Origin of the sequence: Streptomyces sp. NPDC013455 (genome assembly GCF_040632975.1) — a bacterium.
Classification (GTDB): domain Bacteria; phylum Actinomycetota; class Actinomycetes; order Streptomycetales; family Streptomycetaceae; genus Streptomyces.
On sequence record NZ_JBEYCX010000005.1, the window covers coordinates 165603 to 183250 of the forward strand.

At 72.3% G+C, this 17648-nt stretch carries 14 protein-coding genes; 6 read left to right on the plus strand and 8 right to left on the minus strand.

All coding sequences use genetic code 11. From position 1 onward, the window contains the following. Position 1: 1 nt before the first annotated feature. Positions 2-2665 carry a Pls/PosA family non-ribosomal peptide synthetase gene (locus ABZ576_RS11165; protein WP_360738780.1) on the minus strand — a complete coding sequence of 888 codons (2664 nt, stop codon included), beginning with the start codon at positions 2663-2665 and terminating at the stop codon, positions 2-4. Between the two features lie 530 nt (positions 2666-3195). Between ABZ576_RS11165 and ABZ576_RS11170 the strand changes: the two genes are divergently transcribed. After that, a complete protein-coding gene (locus ABZ576_RS11170) occupies positions 3196-4563 on the plus strand; it encodes an alkaline phosphatase PhoX (RefSeq protein ID WP_360738783.1) in 1368 nt (455 codons plus the stop codon). Between the two features lie 161 nt (positions 4564-4724). On the opposite strand, the gene snpA is transcribed toward ABZ576_RS11170, so the two are convergent. After that, a complete protein-coding gene (snpA, locus tag ABZ576_RS11175; RefSeq protein ID WP_360738786.1) occupies positions 4725-5411 on the minus strand; it encodes a snapalysin in 687 nt (228 codons plus the stop codon). Positions 5412-5592: 181 nt separating this feature from the next. On the opposite strand from snpA, the gene ABZ576_RS11180 reads away from it, so the two are divergent. After that, the gene (locus ABZ576_RS11180) at positions 5593-6600 is read left to right on the plus strand and encodes a LysR family transcriptional regulator (RefSeq protein ID WP_360738788.1); all 1008 of its coding nucleotides are present in this window, start codon (positions 5593-5595) and stop codon (positions 6598-6600) included. 893 nt (positions 6601-7493) lie between these two features. Here the strand turns inward: ABZ576_RS11180 and ABZ576_RS11185 are convergent. Beyond that, positions 7494-8255 carry a TetR/AcrR family transcriptional regulator gene (locus tag ABZ576_RS11185; protein WP_360738790.1) on the minus strand — a complete coding sequence of 254 codons (762 nt, stop codon included), beginning with the start codon at positions 8253-8255 and terminating at the stop codon, positions 7494-7496. A 127-nt stretch (positions 8256-8382) separates the two neighbouring features. Between ABZ576_RS11185 and ABZ576_RS11190 the strand changes: the two genes are divergently transcribed. The 4 genes from ABZ576_RS11190 (at position 8383) to ABZ576_RS11205 (ending at position 13480) form a co-directional block, all read left to right on the plus strand. Continuing rightward, a complete protein-coding gene (locus ABZ576_RS11190; protein WP_360738792.1) occupies positions 8383-9606 on the plus strand; it encodes a saccharopine dehydrogenase C-terminal domain-containing protein in 1224 nt (407 codons plus the stop codon). A 317-nt stretch (positions 9607-9923) separates the two neighbouring features. Next, positions 9924-11474 (plus strand): phosphodiester glycosidase family protein, encoded by a 1551-nt coding sequence (locus tag ABZ576_RS11195; RefSeq protein WP_360738795.1) that lies wholly within the window; start codon positions 9924-9926, stop codon positions 11472-11474. 171 nt (positions 11475-11645) lie between these two features. Beyond that, entirely contained in the window at positions 11646-12068 is a 423-nt protein-coding gene (locus ABZ576_RS11200) for a hypothetical protein (protein ID WP_360738797.1), read from the plus strand. Between the two features lie 182 nt (positions 12069-12250). Then, the gene (locus ABZ576_RS11205; protein ID WP_360738799.1) at positions 12251-13480 is read left to right on the plus strand and encodes an SUKH-4 family immunity protein; all 1230 of its coding nucleotides are present in this window, start codon (positions 12251-12253) and stop codon (positions 13478-13480) included. A 151-nt stretch (positions 13481-13631) separates the two neighbouring features. Here the strand turns inward: ABZ576_RS11205 and ABZ576_RS11210 are convergent, their stop codons facing one another. From ABZ576_RS11210 to ABZ576_RS11230, 5 genes are all read right to left on the minus strand, one after another. Then, positions 13632-14255, minus strand: a complete 624-nt coding sequence (locus ABZ576_RS11210) for a histidine phosphatase family protein (RefSeq protein ID WP_360738802.1) — start codon at positions 14253-14255, stop codon at positions 13632-13634. 137 nt (positions 14256-14392) lie between these two features. Next, positions 14393-14689: a hypothetical protein gene (locus ABZ576_RS11215; RefSeq protein ID WP_360738805.1), complete on the minus strand. Its 297-nt coding sequence runs from the start codon at positions 14687-14689 to the stop codon at positions 14393-14395. Between the two features lie 179 nt (positions 14690-14868). Beyond that, entirely contained in the window at positions 14869-15549 is a 681-nt protein-coding gene (locus tag ABZ576_RS11220; protein WP_360739146.1) for a DinB family protein, read from the minus strand. 293 nt (positions 15550-15842) lie between these two features. Continuing rightward, positions 15843-17060 carry an MFS transporter gene (locus ABZ576_RS11225; protein WP_360738807.1) on the minus strand — a complete coding sequence of 406 codons (1218 nt, stop codon included), beginning with the start codon at positions 17058-17060 and terminating at the stop codon, positions 15843-15845. Next, entirely contained in the window at positions 17057-17647 is a 591-nt protein-coding gene (locus tag ABZ576_RS11230; protein ID WP_360738810.1) for a helix-turn-helix domain-containing protein, read from the minus strand. Before ABZ576_RS11230 ends, ABZ576_RS11225 begins: the two co-directional genes overlap by 4 nt. Position 17648: the final 1 nt, after the last annotated feature.

The window sequence follows — 17648 nt, forward strand, 5'->3', positions numbered from 1 at the left end:
CTCAACTCGTGGCTGCCGCGGTGACGCCGGTCGTTTCCCCGGCCCGCCCGGTGCCGTCGGACCGGCTCCAGGTCTCGGGCATGTCCATGGCCGGATTGCCGCCCCAGTGCGCGTCCGGGGGGATCTCCTCGCCCTTCATCAGGAAGGAGTCGGCTGCCAGCACCGAGCCGTCGCCCATGGTCACGCCGTAGTGCACGTGGGCGCCGACGCCCAGCGTGCAGCGGGCGCCGAGCGTGATCCGGTCGGACTTGAAGGTGCCGTCCTCCTGCGAGTGGCACTGGATCTTGCAGCCGGCGTTGAGGGTGCACTCGTCGCCGATGGCGGCGAGGGTCCGTTCGGTCACGACACAGCCGTCGTCGAACACCCGCTTGCCCATGCGCACGCCCAGCATCCGCCAGGCGAGGCTCTTGAAGGGGGTGCCGTTGTACACGTTCAGGTAGTGGATCGGGACCTTCCACAGCCGTTCGTGCAACCAGAAGTTCCGGTCGTAGATGGAGCACAGCTGGGGGCGCAGCCCGCGGAACGACGTCATGAAGCGTTCCACCAGGATGTAGTACGCGGTGGAGAACAGGAGCATCAGTGCCAGGAAGACGCCGATGACCACGTGGCCGACCAGGCCGTACAGGTCCACGGAGACGAGGGCGAGCAGCGTCAGCACGAAGACGTGCAGCCAGCGCACGAACAGCATCCACGCCATCGAGAGCAGGTTGTAGCGGTTCTTCGCGGCGAGATGACTGCGCAGTTCCGCGCCCTCGCGGAGGTGGTCGAAGCGCGCGTCCCGGTCCACCGAGCGCGGGATCTCGAAGCACGGCGACCCGAGCAGCCCCACCCCCTCACGGATCTCGCCGTCGAGGGGCACCATCACCTTGGTCGCGAGCAGACAGTTGTTCCCTGTCCGGCCGCCGACCGGGTAGGCGATGTTGTTGCCCAGGAAGTTGCGCGGCCCGATCGACACGCGGGACAGCCGGAAGGACGTACTGGAATAGTCGGCGTTCATCAGCGAGAGTCCGTCCGCGACCATCGTTCCGCTGCCGACCGTGACCAGGAAAGGCGTCTCGTGCTGCACTTCGGTGCCGAAGTTGGAGCCGGTCTGCTCCACCTTCGACAGGTCGTAGCCGAGAGCCTGCAGGTAGTGCACGATGTACGAGCTGTCGCCGAACAGCCAGGCGAAAAACTTGACGTTCGTCATGCGGGCCGTCAGCCGGTGCAGCGTGTAGTGCACTCCGTACAGCGGATAGACCCGGTCGGCCCGGACGATCAGACGCAGCAGACGCGGCACGGCGTACAGGGCGGCGCCGCCCGCGGCGACGAAACCGAAGAACAGGGCGAGCGAGACGGCCAGCGCGTCGGGTATCAGTTCCGGCCGGGTCAGCACGGCCGTCTGCGGGTCGAGTCGCTTGCCGATCGCCGGCACCTCGGTGAACAGCATGTACACCCCGCCGACGGCGAGCGGGAGGTAGAGGAAGACCAGCTGGATGATGGTGGCGAGCCCGAACCAGGCCCGGCGCACGGTGCCGCACCGGGCCGGTTCGACCCGGAGGTAGTCGACGGGTGTGGGTTCCGCCGGTGAACCGTGCCAGTGCTCCCCGTCCGGAATGGCCTGGCCGCGGTGCAGGGCCGAGGAGTGGCCCAGCTGCGTGCCGTCGCCCATCGAGGTGTCGATGTCCAGGACGGTCTTCTCGCCGATGAACACGTCCCGGCCGAGCGTGACCCGGCCCGTCTGGATGCGGCCCGCCCAGGCCCGGTAGCCCAGCAGGTACGCGTCCTTGCGGATCACCGTGCCGGCGCCGATGGTCAGCAGGTCGGTGCAGACCGGGACGGTGCGGGTCAGGATCGTGACCCCCTTGCCGATCCGCGCGCCGAGGGCCCGCAGGTAGAGCACGTAGAGCGGAGTTCCGGCGAGGAAGACCATGGGATTGGCGTGGAGGAGCACCTTCACGAGCCAGAAGCGCAGGTACCTCAGTCCCCATACGGGGAATTCACCGGGTTTCCACCGGCCGATGAGCAGCCACTTCGCGAGCACCGGGAACGCGCACAGAGCGACGAATCCGACGCCCCCGAACAACAGTGACCGCAGATAGATGCCGACCAGGCCGGAGGCGGCGGCGACCCACTCGTAGCCTTCGGCCGTGAGGAATCCGGAGGCGAGGGAATATCCCAGGAAGATCAGCAGCTGGAACGCTCCGCACAGGAGCTGGTTCCGCCGGCTCACGGGCGCCACCGCAGCCGACGGGCCGGCGGCCTCCCGAAGCGTCGCGGAGCCGGCCGCGTCCGTGGAGGCTGAGGAGCCGGGGGCGGCGGACGAGGCGGGAGATGCCGTAGATGCCGTAGACGGAGTGACGGCGGGGGCGGCAGCGGCTGCGGCCTGCGCGAGCGCGGCCGTCAGGCTGCGGATCGTGGGGTACCGGTAGATGTCCCGGATGGAGGGCGACGGCAGGTCCGGTGCTTTCCGCAGCCGTGCGCAGAACTGGGCCATCACCAGGGAATTGGCACCGAGATCGGTGAAGAAGTGACTGTCGACCGGAACGCGGTCGGCACCCGTGACCTCGGCCAGCGCTTGTGCGAGTTTCCGCTCGGTCTCCGTCCCGGCCGGTCCGGTTCCGCGCATGGTGACGGCAGGTTCGTCCGGCCCGGATATGGGAACCTCGGAGGACTGCTCCACCATGGGATCTCCTGACGACGTGCGGATCGCCGACACGGTCCGCCATGTTTCTGATCACGAACCGCCGATTTCAGTGTGAACAGGCGGGCAAGAGGCTGCCACTTTCGAATCGATCTCCACGTGCGCGAGAAGTGCGCGATGAGTCGACGTCCCTTGGATTCCGCGGCCGCCCGCGGTTCACGACGGTTCACTCGAACGGCGGCCCTCGGGCACGGACCGGGCCTCGCCCCTGCGCCTTCAGGGCCTGTGGTCGTACGACCAGTGACTCCGGATGACGAGCCGGGCCGCCGTTCGGGCACCTCGGCGCCGCCCGTCGCCGGCCCGGGGGACCACGGCGAGGGCGTGTCCGGGCAGGGGGCCGCCGCCGTCACGCCCCGGCGGCCGTCGGAGGCGGCACCTCGCCCCGGCGTCCGTCTCCGGGACGCCCGTGTCGCCGGTGACACGTGCTCCGCGCGTGGTTCCCGCAACCCCCACCAGGTGGTAGACACAGCAAGGTCACAGCTCCTGTCCGCCAGCAGGAAGGTTGGTGCCGCATGTCCGCAACACGTCGACAGGTCCTGTCCAGAGCCGCTGCCCTGGGGGCGGGGATCGCCTTCAGCGGGGCGCTCTCCGAGCTCTTCGCGGGCACCGCCGCCGCGCAGGGCCTCGGCCACACCGGCTACGGCCCCCTCGTCACCGACCCGAACGGTCTGCTCGACCTGCCGAAAGGTTTCCGCTATCGCGTGCTCTCCCGGGAGGGCGACCAGCTCCGCTCGGGGGAGGGCCCGGTCCCCTCCCACCACGACGGCATGGCCGCCTTCGCCGGCAGGGCGGGCCGTACCCACCTCGTCCGCAACCACGAGAACCGTGTCACCGCGAAAATCCCCGTCCCGGCCGTCGGCGGCCTCACCTACGACCCGGCGGGCAAGGGCGGCTGTACGGCCCTGACGCTCGGCCCCGACAACCAGGTGCTGTCCGAACGGGTCGCCATCGCCGGTACCGCCGTCAACTGCGCGGGCGGCCCGACTCCCTGGGGCACCTGGCTGACCTGCGAGGAGACCGAGGACAAGGCGGGCACCAACGGTTACACCCGGGACCACGGCTTCATCTTCGAGGTGCACCCCGCCGACCCGCACCGCACCGGCGCGGTCCCGCTCACCGCGATGGGCCGCTTCCAGCACGAGGCGATCGCGATCGACCCGCGCCACGGCATCGTCTACGAGACGGAGGACGCCTTCGAGAAGCCCTTCGGCCTCTTCTACCGCTTCCTGCCGGACAAACCGCTGGGCGGCGTCGGTTCGCTGCGCGCGGGCGGCCGGCTCCAGGCGATGCGGGTGCCCGGCGTGGCGGACCTGTCGACGATCCAGGAGACCGGCGCCCGCTTCGACGGCGTCGAATGGGTCGACGTACCGGACCCGCTGGCCGCCTCCACGCCCACCCGGTTCCAGGAATACGGATCCGGAGGCATCACCCACGCGCAGAAGCTGGAGGGCTGCTACTGGGGCGGCGGCAGCGTCTACTTCGTGTCGTCCTTCGCCCGCAGCGCGGACGGCTCGGCGGCCGACCACTACGGCCAGGTCTGGCGCTACGACCCGGCACGCCGCCGGCTGACCCTGGTCGTCGTCTTCGGCCCGGACACCGATGTCCGGCTGCCCGGCGAGTCCCCGGACAACATCTGCCTCGCTCCCAGCGGCGGCCTGATGGTGTGCGAGGACGGCAACGGCGCCCAGCACGTCTTCGGCGTGACCCGCCGGGGCGAGGTGTACGCGATGGCCCGGGGCCGGCAGAACATCGGGACCGACCGGGAACCCGAGTGGGGCGAGTTCGCCGGGGTCACGTTCTCCCCCGACGGAGCGACGATGTACGTCAACTGCTACACGCCCGGCACCACGTTCGCGGTGACCGGCCCGTGGCGCAGGTAGGCACCGGACAGCCCTGACCACCCCGGGAGGAGGCGCCCGGACCCGCGCCACACCGGCCGTCCGTCACGCGGTGCACGGGCGGCCGGTGTGGGGGCAGGTGGTCCTGGGCGGCGGGGGAGGGCCACCCGCCCGGTTCGGCGGAACGGCCCGGGCGGTACGGGTCAGCCGGCCTTGGCGACCTGCGCGAGGGCCTTGGCGAGGCCGTTGGCCCACAGCTGGTTGACCCGGGAGCGCTCGGTGGCGTTCGGGTACCGGTTGGTGCACGACGGGCCGGGGCCGCCGCCCGACATCAGCTCGCTGCACGGACCGCTGTAGTGGTCGGGCAGACCCAGCACGTGACCGGTCTCGTGGGCGGTGACCCGTATGGAGTCGTACTGCTGGTTCTGCGCGTAGTCCAGGAAGATGTACCCGCGGCCGTGGCCGTTGGTGGAGGCGTAGGACCCGCGCGGGTCGCTGCCCTCGTAGTAGGCGAAGTCGCCGGTACCCGTGGTGGCCTGGAGCTTGACGTTCGACACGGAGCTGTTCCAGATGGAGGCGGCGCTCGTTATCTGGGAGCGGAAGCTCGGGGCCTGGGAGGCGTTGTAGTAGACGGTCACCACCTTCAGCGACGGCTGGGCGGCCTGCCGCTCGGCGACCGACTTCAGTACGGCGTCGTAGAACGCCTTGGTGTCGGCCTTCTCGGCCGTGCCCACATAGCCGACGGCCGTGCGGGCAGGTGTGCCGGTGGTCTTCTGGGCGCTCGCCGGGGTCGCGGTGCCCAGCGCCGCGGAGGCCAGACCGAGGCCGAGTGCCAGGGTCACAAGTCGTCTGGGGGCCTTTGACCCGGTGCTGCTGCGGAACGGCGCCATGGGGGGCTCCTTCTCGTCCTGTGGGGTTGAACGATCGGTTGCCAGTGAGTCTCGGGCAGGCCAACGGGGCGGCGGATGATGGCAATCGGGGATAGCACGAGGCTATCGGCGATCAACTCGTCCACATTCGTTGGACCTTGAACATCTGGTGTCATGACCCCCGCCGTCCTACGCTCCTGCCATGGAGTTGGAGGTGAGGCACCTGCGTGTTCTCTGTGCCATCGCCGACACCGGCAGTCTGCACAAAGCGGCGCGCCAACTCGGCCTGGCACAACCGTCGTTGAGCACGCAACTGCGACGCATCGAGCGTGCCCTCGGGGCCCAGCTCTTCGTGCGCGACCGGACCGGCTGCCGGCCCACCCCGCTGGGACTGGCGGTGCTCAGCCGGGCCAGGCCACTGGTGGCGGAGTTCGCCGCCATCGTCACCGAGACCAGGGCGGCGGCCGCCCGGGCCGCCGGCGGGTTCCGACTGCGCATCGGCGCCACGGCGAGCCGGGCCATCCCGGGCTGGCTGCGCCTGCTGAGGGCACGGCTGCCGCGCATCGAACCGACACTGCAGATGAACGTGTCCGCCAACGCCCTGCTCGGCATGGTCGCCACCGGCCGGCTCGACATGGCCTTCGTGCACGAGGTCGAGGGCAGCCCGCTGCGCGTCCCGCCGGGGCTGCGCCTGCGGGTGCTCATCGAGCGGGAACCGCAGTTCGTCACGCTCGCCGCGGACCATCCCGCGGCCTCACGGCCCGAGGTACGCCTCGCCGACCTGGCCGGCGACCGCTGGATGGTCGACGCCACGGTCGACGGCGAGTGGGACGCCCTGGCAAGGGTGTTGCGCACCGCGGGCCTGCACTCCGAGATCCTGCACGGCGACTACCTCACCGCCTACTCGCTGGCCGCCACCGGCGAGGTGGTCACGGTCAGCCAGCCGACCGCCCCTCCCCGGCCCGACCTCGCGATCCGCCCCATCGAGGGCGACCCGATCGGGGTACGGCTGCTGCTGGCGGCCCGCACGGAGGAGGAACTGGACGACGCCTACCCCGAGTTGGAGGAGGCGTACTGGGCGGTGGCCCATGACGCGCCGGCCTGCCGTGAGCGGCTGAGGCGTGCGGGCGCGGCCGGACCGGTCCTGCGCGCGGCGGGCCGGCCGGGCGTGCGCGCGCACGTTCCGGGAACCGCCGTGGCGCCCCGGTGATCAGGACTTGCGCTTGGCGTTCCACTGCCTCCGGGCGAACGGCGCTCCCGGCCCGGAGCCCAGCCATCGTCGGGGATCGGGGCCCAGGTGCTGCCGTACGCTCTCGGCTTCCGAGACGCGTCCTGCTTGCCGGAGTATGACGGCGAGGTCCGCAAGGGCGGCGAGGGTGTCGGGGGTGTCGGGGTGGTCGGGGCCCAGACATCCGCGCGAACCGGCCGGAGGCCGAGACGGGATCGCCGCCGGGGGGAACGGCCGGGAGGACACGCGGTCGCCGCGGTGCCGGGACCGAGCGCCTCGTCCACCAGGCGCAGGGACCGCCGCCGGCCGGCACGGCACAGGCACCGGCCGGTCACTCCGTGAGCGGATCGCCCGGCGCCGGCGAGAGCCTCCTTGGTCGAGCAGCAGCGGATCGGGCAGGGAGGCCGACCGGTGCATACGCAACAGGACGTGCAACACCGGCGTGCGCGGCGCTCGCGCGCCGTGGGAGATGGCCGGAAGCGCACTCGGTGCGGAGCGAACGGGCGCGTACGCCGTGGTGAGCGAACGGCTGCGTACGCCGTGGAGGGCGGACGGACGCACAGCCGCCGCGGAGGCCGACGTCGCGACCGTCCGGCGGTCGTATTGCCCACGCAGCGCCGACGCGGTCGCGGCGCGGCGGCCGGCACCCGCGCCGCATGAGGTGCCGGGCGGCGGGCACCTGGCCGCGCTGTCCCGTGCCGCCGCCTGCCGAGGACCGTGCCGCCGGCGGACGAGGACCGCGTTGCCGACTGACGACTGACGACTGACGACTGACGACTGCCGGCTACCGGCTGCCGAGGACCGTGCCGCCGGCTGACGAGGCCGTGTCGCCAGGTTCCGCCGGCCGTGTCGCCCGCGCCTGGTGCGATGTCGCTTCACCCTCCGGCGGCCGGGCCCTTCCGCCGGGCGGACCTGCCGCGGGCCGTGGCCGGGGGCCGTGCCGCGGCCAGCTGTGCGGCGGCGTCGTCCAGCAGGGTGTCCAGGACGACCGGGTAGGCGCTGTGGGGCATGCGGGCGGCCAGGAGGGGGGCGGTCGCGGCGATGTGGGGGTAGGACTCGGCGGGGAGCCGGGCGTACGTGGAGGTCCACATCTTCTCGTCCTTGGTCCTGGCCTCCTCCGCCAGGGCGAGGGCTCCGGCGTCGAGCGAGGCGAAGGCCATGGTCAGGTCGATGAAGGCGTGGTAGAGGCGCACGGCGGTGGCGTCCGGGAACCCGGCCGTCCGCAGAATCCCGAGGATCGTCTCGTCGACCGCGATCTCCCGGGGCCGGCCGGTGACCCGGCTCGCGGTCAGGGCGGCGGCCTGCGGGTCGGCGAGGTACGAGGAGTGGATGGCGAGCCCGAGGGCGCGCAGGTCGGTCCGCCACCGGCCGGCGGCGGACCAGCTGTCCAGCGCCCGCCCCAGCAACTCCTCGCCGATGGCCCGGACCAGGTCGTCCATACCCGCGAAGTAACGGTACAGACTGCTGGGATCGGCGCCGAGCGCGGTACCCAGCCGGCGCGCGGTGAGGCCCGCACCGCCGTGTTCGCGCAGCACCCGCAGCGCGGTGTCCACGATCAGCCTCTCGGACAGCACCGTGCCCTGCCGGGTCGGCCGCCGCCTGCGCCGGGCCGCCTCGGGCACCACGTCCTTGGCCATGAGGACCATTCCCTCCCGCCCGCCCGACGGCGGCTCTTATGCCAACACCGTTGACTCTACACCGGGCCATCCCGTTGCATCAGGGCCCTGCGCAGGGCGTGGGCCCTCCAGAGAAGAGGTGTGTGACATGCGAGTACTGCTCGTGGGCGCGGGCGGCGTCGGAACCGCCGTCACCCGGATAGCGGCCCGCCGCGACTTCCTGACCCACATGGTCGTCGCCGACTACGAACTGGCCCGGGCCGAGGCGGCCGTGGCCGCGCTGGGGGAGCACGGGGACCGGTTCAGCGCACGGCGGGTGGACGCCTCCGACGAGGACGGCGTGCGCCGGCTGCTCACCGAGGAGCGCTGCGACGTCCTGCTGAACGCGACCGACCCGCGCTTCGTGATGCCCCTGTTCCGCGCGGCCCTCGCGGCGGGCACGCACTACCTGGACATGGCGATGTCCCTGTCCGCCCCGCACGCCGAGCGCCCGCACGAGGAGTGCGGCGTCAAGCTCGGCGACGGCCAGTTCGAGCTGGCCGGCAACTGGGCCGACTCCGGCCGCCTGGCCCTGGTCGGCATGGGCGTGGAACCCGGCCTGTCCGACGTCTTCGCCCGGTACGCCGCGGACGAACTCTTCGACGAGATCGAGGAGATCGGCGTCCGGGACGGAGCCGACCTGACCGTGGAGGGCTACGGCTTCGCCCCCTCCTTCAGCATCTGGACCACCATCGAGGAGTGCCTGAACCCCCCGGTGGTCTACGAGAAGGACCGCGGCTGGTTCACCACCGCGCCGTTCAGCGAGCCGGAGGTCTTCGACTTCCCCGAGGGCATCGGCCCGGTGGAGTGCGTGAACGTCGAGCACGAGGAGGTGCTGCTGATCCCGCGCTGGGTGGACGCCCGCCGGGTGACCTTCAAGTACGGCCTGGGCGACGACTTCATCGCCAAGCTGAAGACGCTGCACGAGCTGGGTCTGGACTCCACCGCGAAGGTCACCGTCCCGGGCGAGGACGGGCCCGTGCGGGTCTCCCCGCGCGACGTGCTCGCCGCCTGCCTGCCCGACCCCGCCACGCTCGGCGAGCGGATGACCGGCAAGACCTGTGCGGGCACCTGGGTGAAGGGCACGAAGGACGGTGCCGCGCGCGAGGTCTACCTCTACCACGTGGTCGACAACCAGTGGTCCATGCGCGAGTACGGCTCCCAGGCCGTCGTCTGGCAGACCGCCGTCAACCCGGTCGTCGCCCTCGAGCTCCTGTCCACCGGAGCCTGGTCGGGCCGGGGCGTCCTCGGCCCCGAGGCCCTGCCGCCCCGCCCCTTCCTCGACCTGCTCACCGAGTACGGCTCTCCTTGGGGTCTGCGCGAACAGGACTGATCCGGGCGCCGGAGGGGGGCGTCGCCTGCGAGCGCCGGTTGCGTGGGGGAGCCGGCGAGGTGCCCGTAGCAGGGGGGGCGCTGTCGAGTTCACATGAGTGCCGTGGTTACTTTGACGCCGAGAACGGTGGTCGTCACCTGCGGCCGGTGAAGTGGGCCACCGTCGGTCAAGGTGTGTGCGGGACGGCCGCACGGGGTGTCAGGCCCGTCCCCGGATCCATGGTGAGGTGAATGGGCATGGGTGCCACCCGCGTCCGGGGTGCCGCGCGGCGCCCCGCCCGTGTGCGTGCGAGACGCGCGACCGTCGTGGTGCTCGCCGTGACAGCTCCCGTCCTGCTGTCCGGCGCGGGGCGGGTGGGCTCCGGGCACACCGCGGTGACCGAGCAGTGGACGACGCGGAGCCTGGCTCCCGGCGTCACGCTCCGCACCGGCGTCGTCCGGCACCCCGGCGTGCACCATTCCTGGACGGTCACCGTTCAGGCCCCGAGCAGCACCCGCTGGACCGCGAACGATCCCGACGCCCCCGCGACCTGGGCCGAGGTTTCCACCCGCGCCTGGGCCGACGACACCTCGCGCAAGCTGACCGAGGCGGGTTTCCCGCCCCGGGTGGAGGGCGTGCGGTGGCCCGACTACGCCGACACCCCGCACGGGCTGATGGGGTACCGGGTCCGTGTCGGCCGTTTCGCCACCCAGGGCGAGGCGAGGACCGCGGCCTCGGCGGTCACCGCGGCCGGGTTCCGTACGACCCTCTCCTGGACCGGCTACGACGTCCAGGAGCCGGCCGACCAGCAGAACATCCACGTCGCGGTGATCGACCCGAAGGTCTTCGACGGAAGCGTCGAAGCCACCCACGGCGGCAACGTGGCGCAGCGCGAGACCACCTCGGCGCTGGCCCGCAGGCTGAACTCGCTCGTCGCGGTCAACGGAGGCTTCTTCGTGCTGTCACCGGGCGACGGTGTGCCCGGCACCATGTCCGGAATCGGCGCCTACCAGGGTGAGCTGGAGTCGATGGCGGTCGGTTCCCGCTCCGCGCTGCTCATCGGCGACGGCGGGCACGACATCCGGATCGCGGACCTGACGAGCACCGCCACCGTCCGGGCGGGCAGCGCCACCCACCCCGTCGAGGGCGTCAACCGCGTGCCCGGCACGGTCCGGGACTGCGGTCGTCCCGGCAGCACGCCCAGCGAGCTGCCCTGGCAGGACGTGACCTGCCGGATGGCCGACGACCTGGTCCGCTTCACCGCCGCTTTCCAGGCCGACCTGCCGACCGGACCCGGAGTGCAGGTCGCGCTCGACGCGTCGGGCCGCGTCGTCTCCGTCGGCGCGCGCGGCGGCCGCGTACCCGAGGGCGGGCAGGTGCTGCAGGGCATCGGCCGGGCCGCCGACTGGCTGACGGAGCACGCCGAGCCGCACAGCCGTGTCAAGGTCGGCGAAGTCGTCCGCACCACCGGGGGCCGGCGCGTCACCCTGGACGGTGACGACTCCATCGTCAGCGCGGCACCGACGCTCGTGAAGGACGGCCGCATCGACATCGACGCCGCCGCCGAAGGCGTGGTCGACCCCGAGTACACCTCCTTCGGCTACGCGTGGGCCAACGTCCGCCAGCCCCGGACCCTGGCCGGCACCGACGCCCGGGGCCGGCTGCTCCTCGTGACGGTGGACGGACGGCTGAAGAACGGCAGCGAGGGGTTCACCCTCCACGAGGCCGCCGCGTTCATGCGGTCGCTCGGTGCCGTGGAGGCGATGAACCTCGACGGCGGCGGCTCCACGGCGATGGCCGTCAACGGCACACTGGTCAACCAGCCGTCCGACGCCGCAGGCGAACGCGCGGTCGGCGACACCGTCCAGGTCCTGCCGGCGGAGCACTGACGGACCGTACGTTCCCGCCCGTCCCGGCCGTGCGGCCAGGGCCTGCCCCGGCGGTCACCGTCCATGATCCACATGACAGGATCTGCGGAGCCGAACATGAAACACGCGTTCGTGGCCGGCCGGAGGAAGCGTCGGCCCGCCCGGGCCCCAACGGACAGATAGGCACCGGCCATGACTGGCGAGTGGTACGTCCTCATCGAAGAGGACACGCGAGTGACGGAACGCGTCGACGGCGTCGAACTGAAACTGCACCGGTGGGCGCTGGTGGGCGCGCACCGCATCGACGGTGACGAGGCACAGGCCGTCGCGGCGGCCGAGGACGCGGCGCTGCACTACACACCCCAGCTCCTCGCCCGCCACGCCCGGCCCGGAGACGAGCCGGCGCGACACGCGCTGCTCACCGGCGACGGTGCCTGGGTGGTGCTCCTCAGGCAGCGGCACCGGGAGTGCCATGTCCGGGTGACCACCGCCCGGCTCATGCACACCAGGGAAGAGGAGGAGGCTCCGGCGAAAAGCCTGAAGGAGAAGTTCCGCAGTGCCCTGGAAGCCCCGCCGCCCCCGCGGAAGGAGTGGACGCCGCCCGGTCAGGCCTGAGTGCCCCGGAGCGGCTTCCGTGCGGGGCGGCCGCCGGGAGCGAGCGTTTTTCCGTGCGGGGCCGGCCGCCGGGAGCGAGCGGTTTTCCGTGCGGGGCCGGCCGCCGGGCAAGGGCTCCTTCGTTGTCAGTGGCCGCCCCTATGGTGGCAGCAGCACTCGAGCTCGGCACAACGGGGGAGCCCATGTCCGCGACCAGCGTCGTCATGCAGGCGAACGGATCGCATCCGTCGATCGTCCACGAGCCGGCCCGCCGCGCCCTGGCCCCGGGCGAGCGGTTGGACGGCCACGGCCTCGTCGACTTCTCCCCGCTCACCGGCCCCACGCTGCCGACGGTCGGCGAGCATCTCGCCGCGCTGGACGGTGACCCCGCACAGCTCGACCCCGGTCTCTCCGGCCTGCTGCTGATCGGCCACCTGGTCGTCGAGGGAGAGGGCGACGGTGAGGAGGTCGTCCTCGACGGCGTCACCGGACGGGTTTTCAGCATGTGGCTCTACGCGAAGTCGCCGGAGGACGCGGAGCTGTTCCCGCTGGCTCCGTCGGTGCCGGCCTTGCTCCGCTTCCTCGCCGCGGTCGACGAGTTCCGCACCCTGCGCGGCGGGTTCGCCGCCCTGGCGGGGCGGACGGGCCGCGAGGCGGTGCGGGAAGGGGAGCGGCTGCTGACCGAGGTGTTCACCGAGGAGCAGTGGGGCGAGGAGGGCTGGGGCCCGGCCGGCCCGCGCTCCGGCTGGGCGCACCCGATACCCGCTTACTGGCGGATCGCGGCGGTGGTCCGACCGCTGGGCCTGATCGCCGGACCCGGGCGGGAGCTGGCCCTGGACCTCCCGGAGGGGCTGCTGGACGAAGCGTTCGGGACGGACAACCTGGTGCGGCTCACGGACGACCAGCTGCCGCCTGCCCTGACCCACGCACCGACCCGGCGTTTCCTGACCGAAGTGGGCCTGCCCGGCGACGGGTACATGTTCTACGGCCCCGAGCCGGCCCCGCTGCCCACGCTCCCGCAGGAGTGGGCCGAGTCGCAGAGCAACCCCCGCCACGCCCACCTGTGGAACGGCAGCCGGCGGCTGCCACCGGACGCGGAACACCTGGTGGTGCTGGGCGGGCTGGTGCACGACTTCGGCCTGCTGATCGACGGCCGGACCGGTGCGCTGTTCCACACGGAGTTCGGCGCCGACCGTGTCGTCCCGGTCAACGCCGACGTCTCCACACTGGCGTTCACGCTCTGGCTGCACCAGCGCGAGCAAGTCCTCGACGAACAGCACGACTTCACGCAGGACTTCTACCACCAGCTCGCCGACACCATGATCGAGGTACTGGCCTCGGTCGACCCGACCGCCTGCCGCCCCGCGCAAGGCCCGGACGACTACCGGTACTGGCCGGAGGTCTTCCACGACGAGGCGGGCGGCGTGCTCTGACGGCAGCCGACACCACCCGCCGACGACAGACCGCCGGCCACCCGCCGGGTACGGCCCACTCAGGCTGCCCGCCGTGTCACGGAACACCGGCCGAAGTCGTCCCGGGCCACCGGGCGCGGTTCACCCAAGGCACCGGCCCCCGCCTCGGCACTCACACGTGCCACTCCGGGGGAAAACCCGTCCAGCGCAGCTCGGGCGGCAGATGACGCATGTCGTTGGAGACGAGGACGCAGGACGGCCGGCCGGGGGCGTAGCGGATGACCGTCAGCGCCGCGTTGCCGTGGTTGAGGCCGAGCCAACGCCACTTCGGCGCGTGCAAGGCGTCCCGGACGAGCCAGGCGACCAGGAAGTTGTGGGTGACGACGAGTTCGTGCCGGTCCTCATCGCCGTTCACCGGACCGGTGAACAGATCCACCGCCCGGCGGGCCAGCTCCGCTCCCCGCACCCGCTCCTCGTCGGTGACACCGTCGAGGAAGCGGAGAGGGAAGTCCGCTGATTCCGCCGGGAGTTCCTCCCTGGCCGGCATGTGGGGCACGTAGTCACCGGCCACTTCCGAGACGCGCAGGGGGACGTCCTTCAGCTGGTCGCCGATCAGGCGTGCGGTCTGCTCCGCCCGGGGGAGTGGACCGTGGTGCACGACCGCGAGGGGGATGTCCCGCAGGCGCTGCCCGAGCAGCGTGGCCTGCCGGCGGCCGCCCTCTGTCAGCCCGCTCTCGTCCGGTGACGCCTCGCCGTGCCGAACGAGATAGAGGTATCGGGTGGCCGTGCCGGTCATCTCACGCTCCTCCGCGCCCATCAGTGATCTTGTACGTCGATGGACGCTGCCTCCTCCCGCGCCGGTTCCCGCGACCCGTCCGAGTCACGGGCCGTCACTCTCGCCGCGGTGGGGCCGCTCTCACTCAGGATCGTTCCTCACTCGGGATCGTTCGGGCGCCCGCCTTCCGCAGGGGTTCCGAGCAAACCGAGCGCGGTCAGCACGGTCACGCACAACGTCATCCAGCCGACGAAGGCGCCGCCGCCGTACAGCACCGCACCGGCCACCTGGGTCCCCGCCTCGTGCGAGAGCACGCCCGCCACGACCGAGGCCAGCAGCGACGACACGAAAGACAAGAGCACCAGAAGTACCTGAACAGGAAATGTCGGCCTCATCAGTCGATCCCCTTCCACGAGGGTGGTCGACCAGTCGGCGGGCAGCCTCAGCTCGACCACCGCTTGCGATGGTCCGCTGAGGCTCCGCGACGATCAGAGACTCATTTTGCTCGTCACCGGCCGAGACCGGAGCACTGTCCCCCATCGGACACGTCGCCAGTGCTGCACAGCTCTCGGTAGAACGGGAAGAATCCTAGCGGGGGTTGTCCGGCGTCACCACCACTCGACCCGCAAGACGGTCATCCTCCTGACGACCCGGCGTGGTCCCCCTGGCCCTGACGCGTGGCCCGGGCGCGCCAGAGATCGCGGAGGAGCGCGATCTCGGCCATGTGGTGGATGAGTTCGAGGTTGCACCACCACAGCACGTCGATGAACGCGTCGTCGGGGTCGGAGCCGTACGGGTACCGGGAGAGGCCGATCGTGTCGAGCTGTTCGTCGGCGAGGGTGGCGACGCTGTCGCGCCAGCGGTCCGTCAGGGCCAGGAACCGCTCGACCGCCAGGGCGGCGCGGGGTGTGAAGTCGACCAGCAGCAGGGGATCCCGCCGACGTTCGCCGAAGGTCCACTCCCACCGCCCCGCGAAGCCGACCTGCAGGTGTGCCAGTCGCCACGCGATCGTGGTGACCGCGGTCGCGTCGGGCTCCGGCGGTCCGGTGTGACCGAGGACCTGCTCGACCCGCTCGGCGCTCACGCCCCAGTCCTCGGCGATCTTCTCGACGGTCATGCCGCCGGCGGCCTGCCGGGCGACTTCGTCGTACTCGCTCGCCGGGATCTCCGGGGCGCCCCGGTCGAGCACCCAGTCACCGGGCCCGAACGCCCTGGGCGTCACCGCCTCGCCGCGGCGCCGGATCGACCAGCTGCCGGGTGCCGGCTCCCACAGGTACTCCTCGTCGCCGAGCCCTGTCAGCCGCACCCTGGCCATCTCCGTGGCGCGGTCGAACTGGTCGAGCAGCAAGTCCGAACGGTTGCTCCGCACGCGCTCCGCCCCCTCGCGCGGCTGCCTCCGCGGTGCCGTACCGCGTCGCCACGCCCAGCCGGAGGCTAGCGGCTCGGCCTCGCCGGGCGCGACACAATTGTCCCCGGGGACAGCTGCCCTGCCGTCGGTCGCGTGCGGTGCTCTTCCCGTCCGCACGGGGCCGCCCCGACCGGGGAGCCACCGCCGGGCCGTCCCGGCATCTCGGAACGGCCCGGTCGGCAGGGTCGGAAGCCGCAGACTCACGTCCGCGTACGCGGCAGGCGGTCGCGGAGTGTGCCGTCGGCCGGTTCGCCGCGGGTGCGCCGGCGGCCCGTCCGTTCGAGGGAGGCGGCCAGCAGCAGGGCGGCGAGCGCGGTGAGGGCGGTGCCCGGCCAGGCGAGGGCGCCGAGCAGGGGCGCGGCGAGGGCGGTGCCGAGGACGCCGACCGTGAAGTACAGGACCAGGTAGACGCTGGTGAGGCTCCCGGAGCGGCGCGGGTCGAGGGCGATGACGCGGCTCATGTTGGCGGCCTGGGCGGCGAAGCAGCCGGCGTCGAAGAGGGCGAGGCCGAGGACGGTGGCGGGCGGCGAGTCCAGACCGGTGGCCAGCAGGGCGGTCCCGGACGCCGCGGCCAGCATGCAGGCGGTGATCACGGTGGCCGGGGTGCGCCGGTCGGTGAGGCGCCCGGTGAACGGGAGGACGGCGAGACCGAGGAGTCCGGCCAGGCTGTACAGACCGATCGCGGTCGGATCGAGGGAGTGGGGCGGCCTGGCCAGGGCGAGCGCGAGCGAGACCCATATGAGGTTGAAGGCGAAGTACCACAGTCCGCCCACGGCCACCGCGTGTCGCAGCCGCGGCACCTCGCGCAGCAGGCGGAGCGGCGGAGCCAGGGCGGCGCGGCGGTCGGGGCCCGGCTGCGGGCGCTGCCGGGGCAGGAGCGTCGCGGCGGCGGTCGCGCCGATCAGGCAGAGGGCGGCGAACACGAGGAGCATGCGCCGCCAGCCGAGCACGTCGGTGAGGGTTCCGCCGGTCAGGCGGCTGAGCAGGATGCCGGCCGACATACCGGCGGCCACGGTGGCGACGCCGGTTCCGCGACGCTCGGGAGCCGCGTGCCGGCCCGCGATGTTGCTGGCCTGGGCGGCGACGCTGGAAGCCGCGCCGATGAGCAGATAGGCGGGCAGGAGCGTCGCGGGACCGCCGGCTGCCGCGGCGAGGACCAGGGCCGCGGCCAGCGCGGTGAGCTGCGCGGCGACCAGGCGGCCGGGCGCGAGACGGTCGGCGAGGGGGAGCAGGACGGCGTAGCCGGTCAGGGAGCCGGCGAGGGCCGCGGTCGGGACGAGACCGATCACGGAGGCCGGTACGCCCAGCTCGGCCGCCACCGTGGTGAGCGCCGGCTGGATGGCGTAGTTGTTCGCGATGGCTGTCCCCGCGACACAGGCCAGCAGGAACGAGCCGCCGCGGCGGAGCGGGCGGGTCACGGCTGTGCGGTACGGGCGAGGATGACGGCGTAACGGCACTCCGCCTCGCCGGTGTTGGCGAACACGCGCTCGGTGGGCTGGCCGAGTTCGATGGTGTCGCCGGCGTCGAGTTCGTGGACCGTGTCGCCGTCGTGGAAGGTCAGACGGCCGTCGAGGACCCAGACGACCTGCCGGACGAAGGCGAAGGCCGCCGCCGGATACGGCACGCGGGCCCCGGCGGGCAGGCGGATCTCGGCGACCTCCGCCGGGAAGCGCGCACCGGTGATCTGGCGGCGCCGGTAACCGGTGCCCGGGTCCCGCCATTCGGCGGTGCCGGCCCGGCGACGCACCCCTGCCACCGCCTCCGGGGCGTCCGGATCCCCTTCGGCCAGGGCGAGCAGGGAGGCGACGCTCAGCTGGAACGCGGCCGACAGCTTGCCCAGGACGACCGCGGTCGGGCTGCTCTCACCGCGCTCGATCCTGCTGATCATGGCCTGGGACACCCCGGAGACGTCCGCGAGCTGCGCCAGGGTCCAGCGCCGCCGTTCCCGCTCGGTCCTGACCCGGGAGGCGATCCGGCCCACCAGGGGATCTACTATGTTGGACACG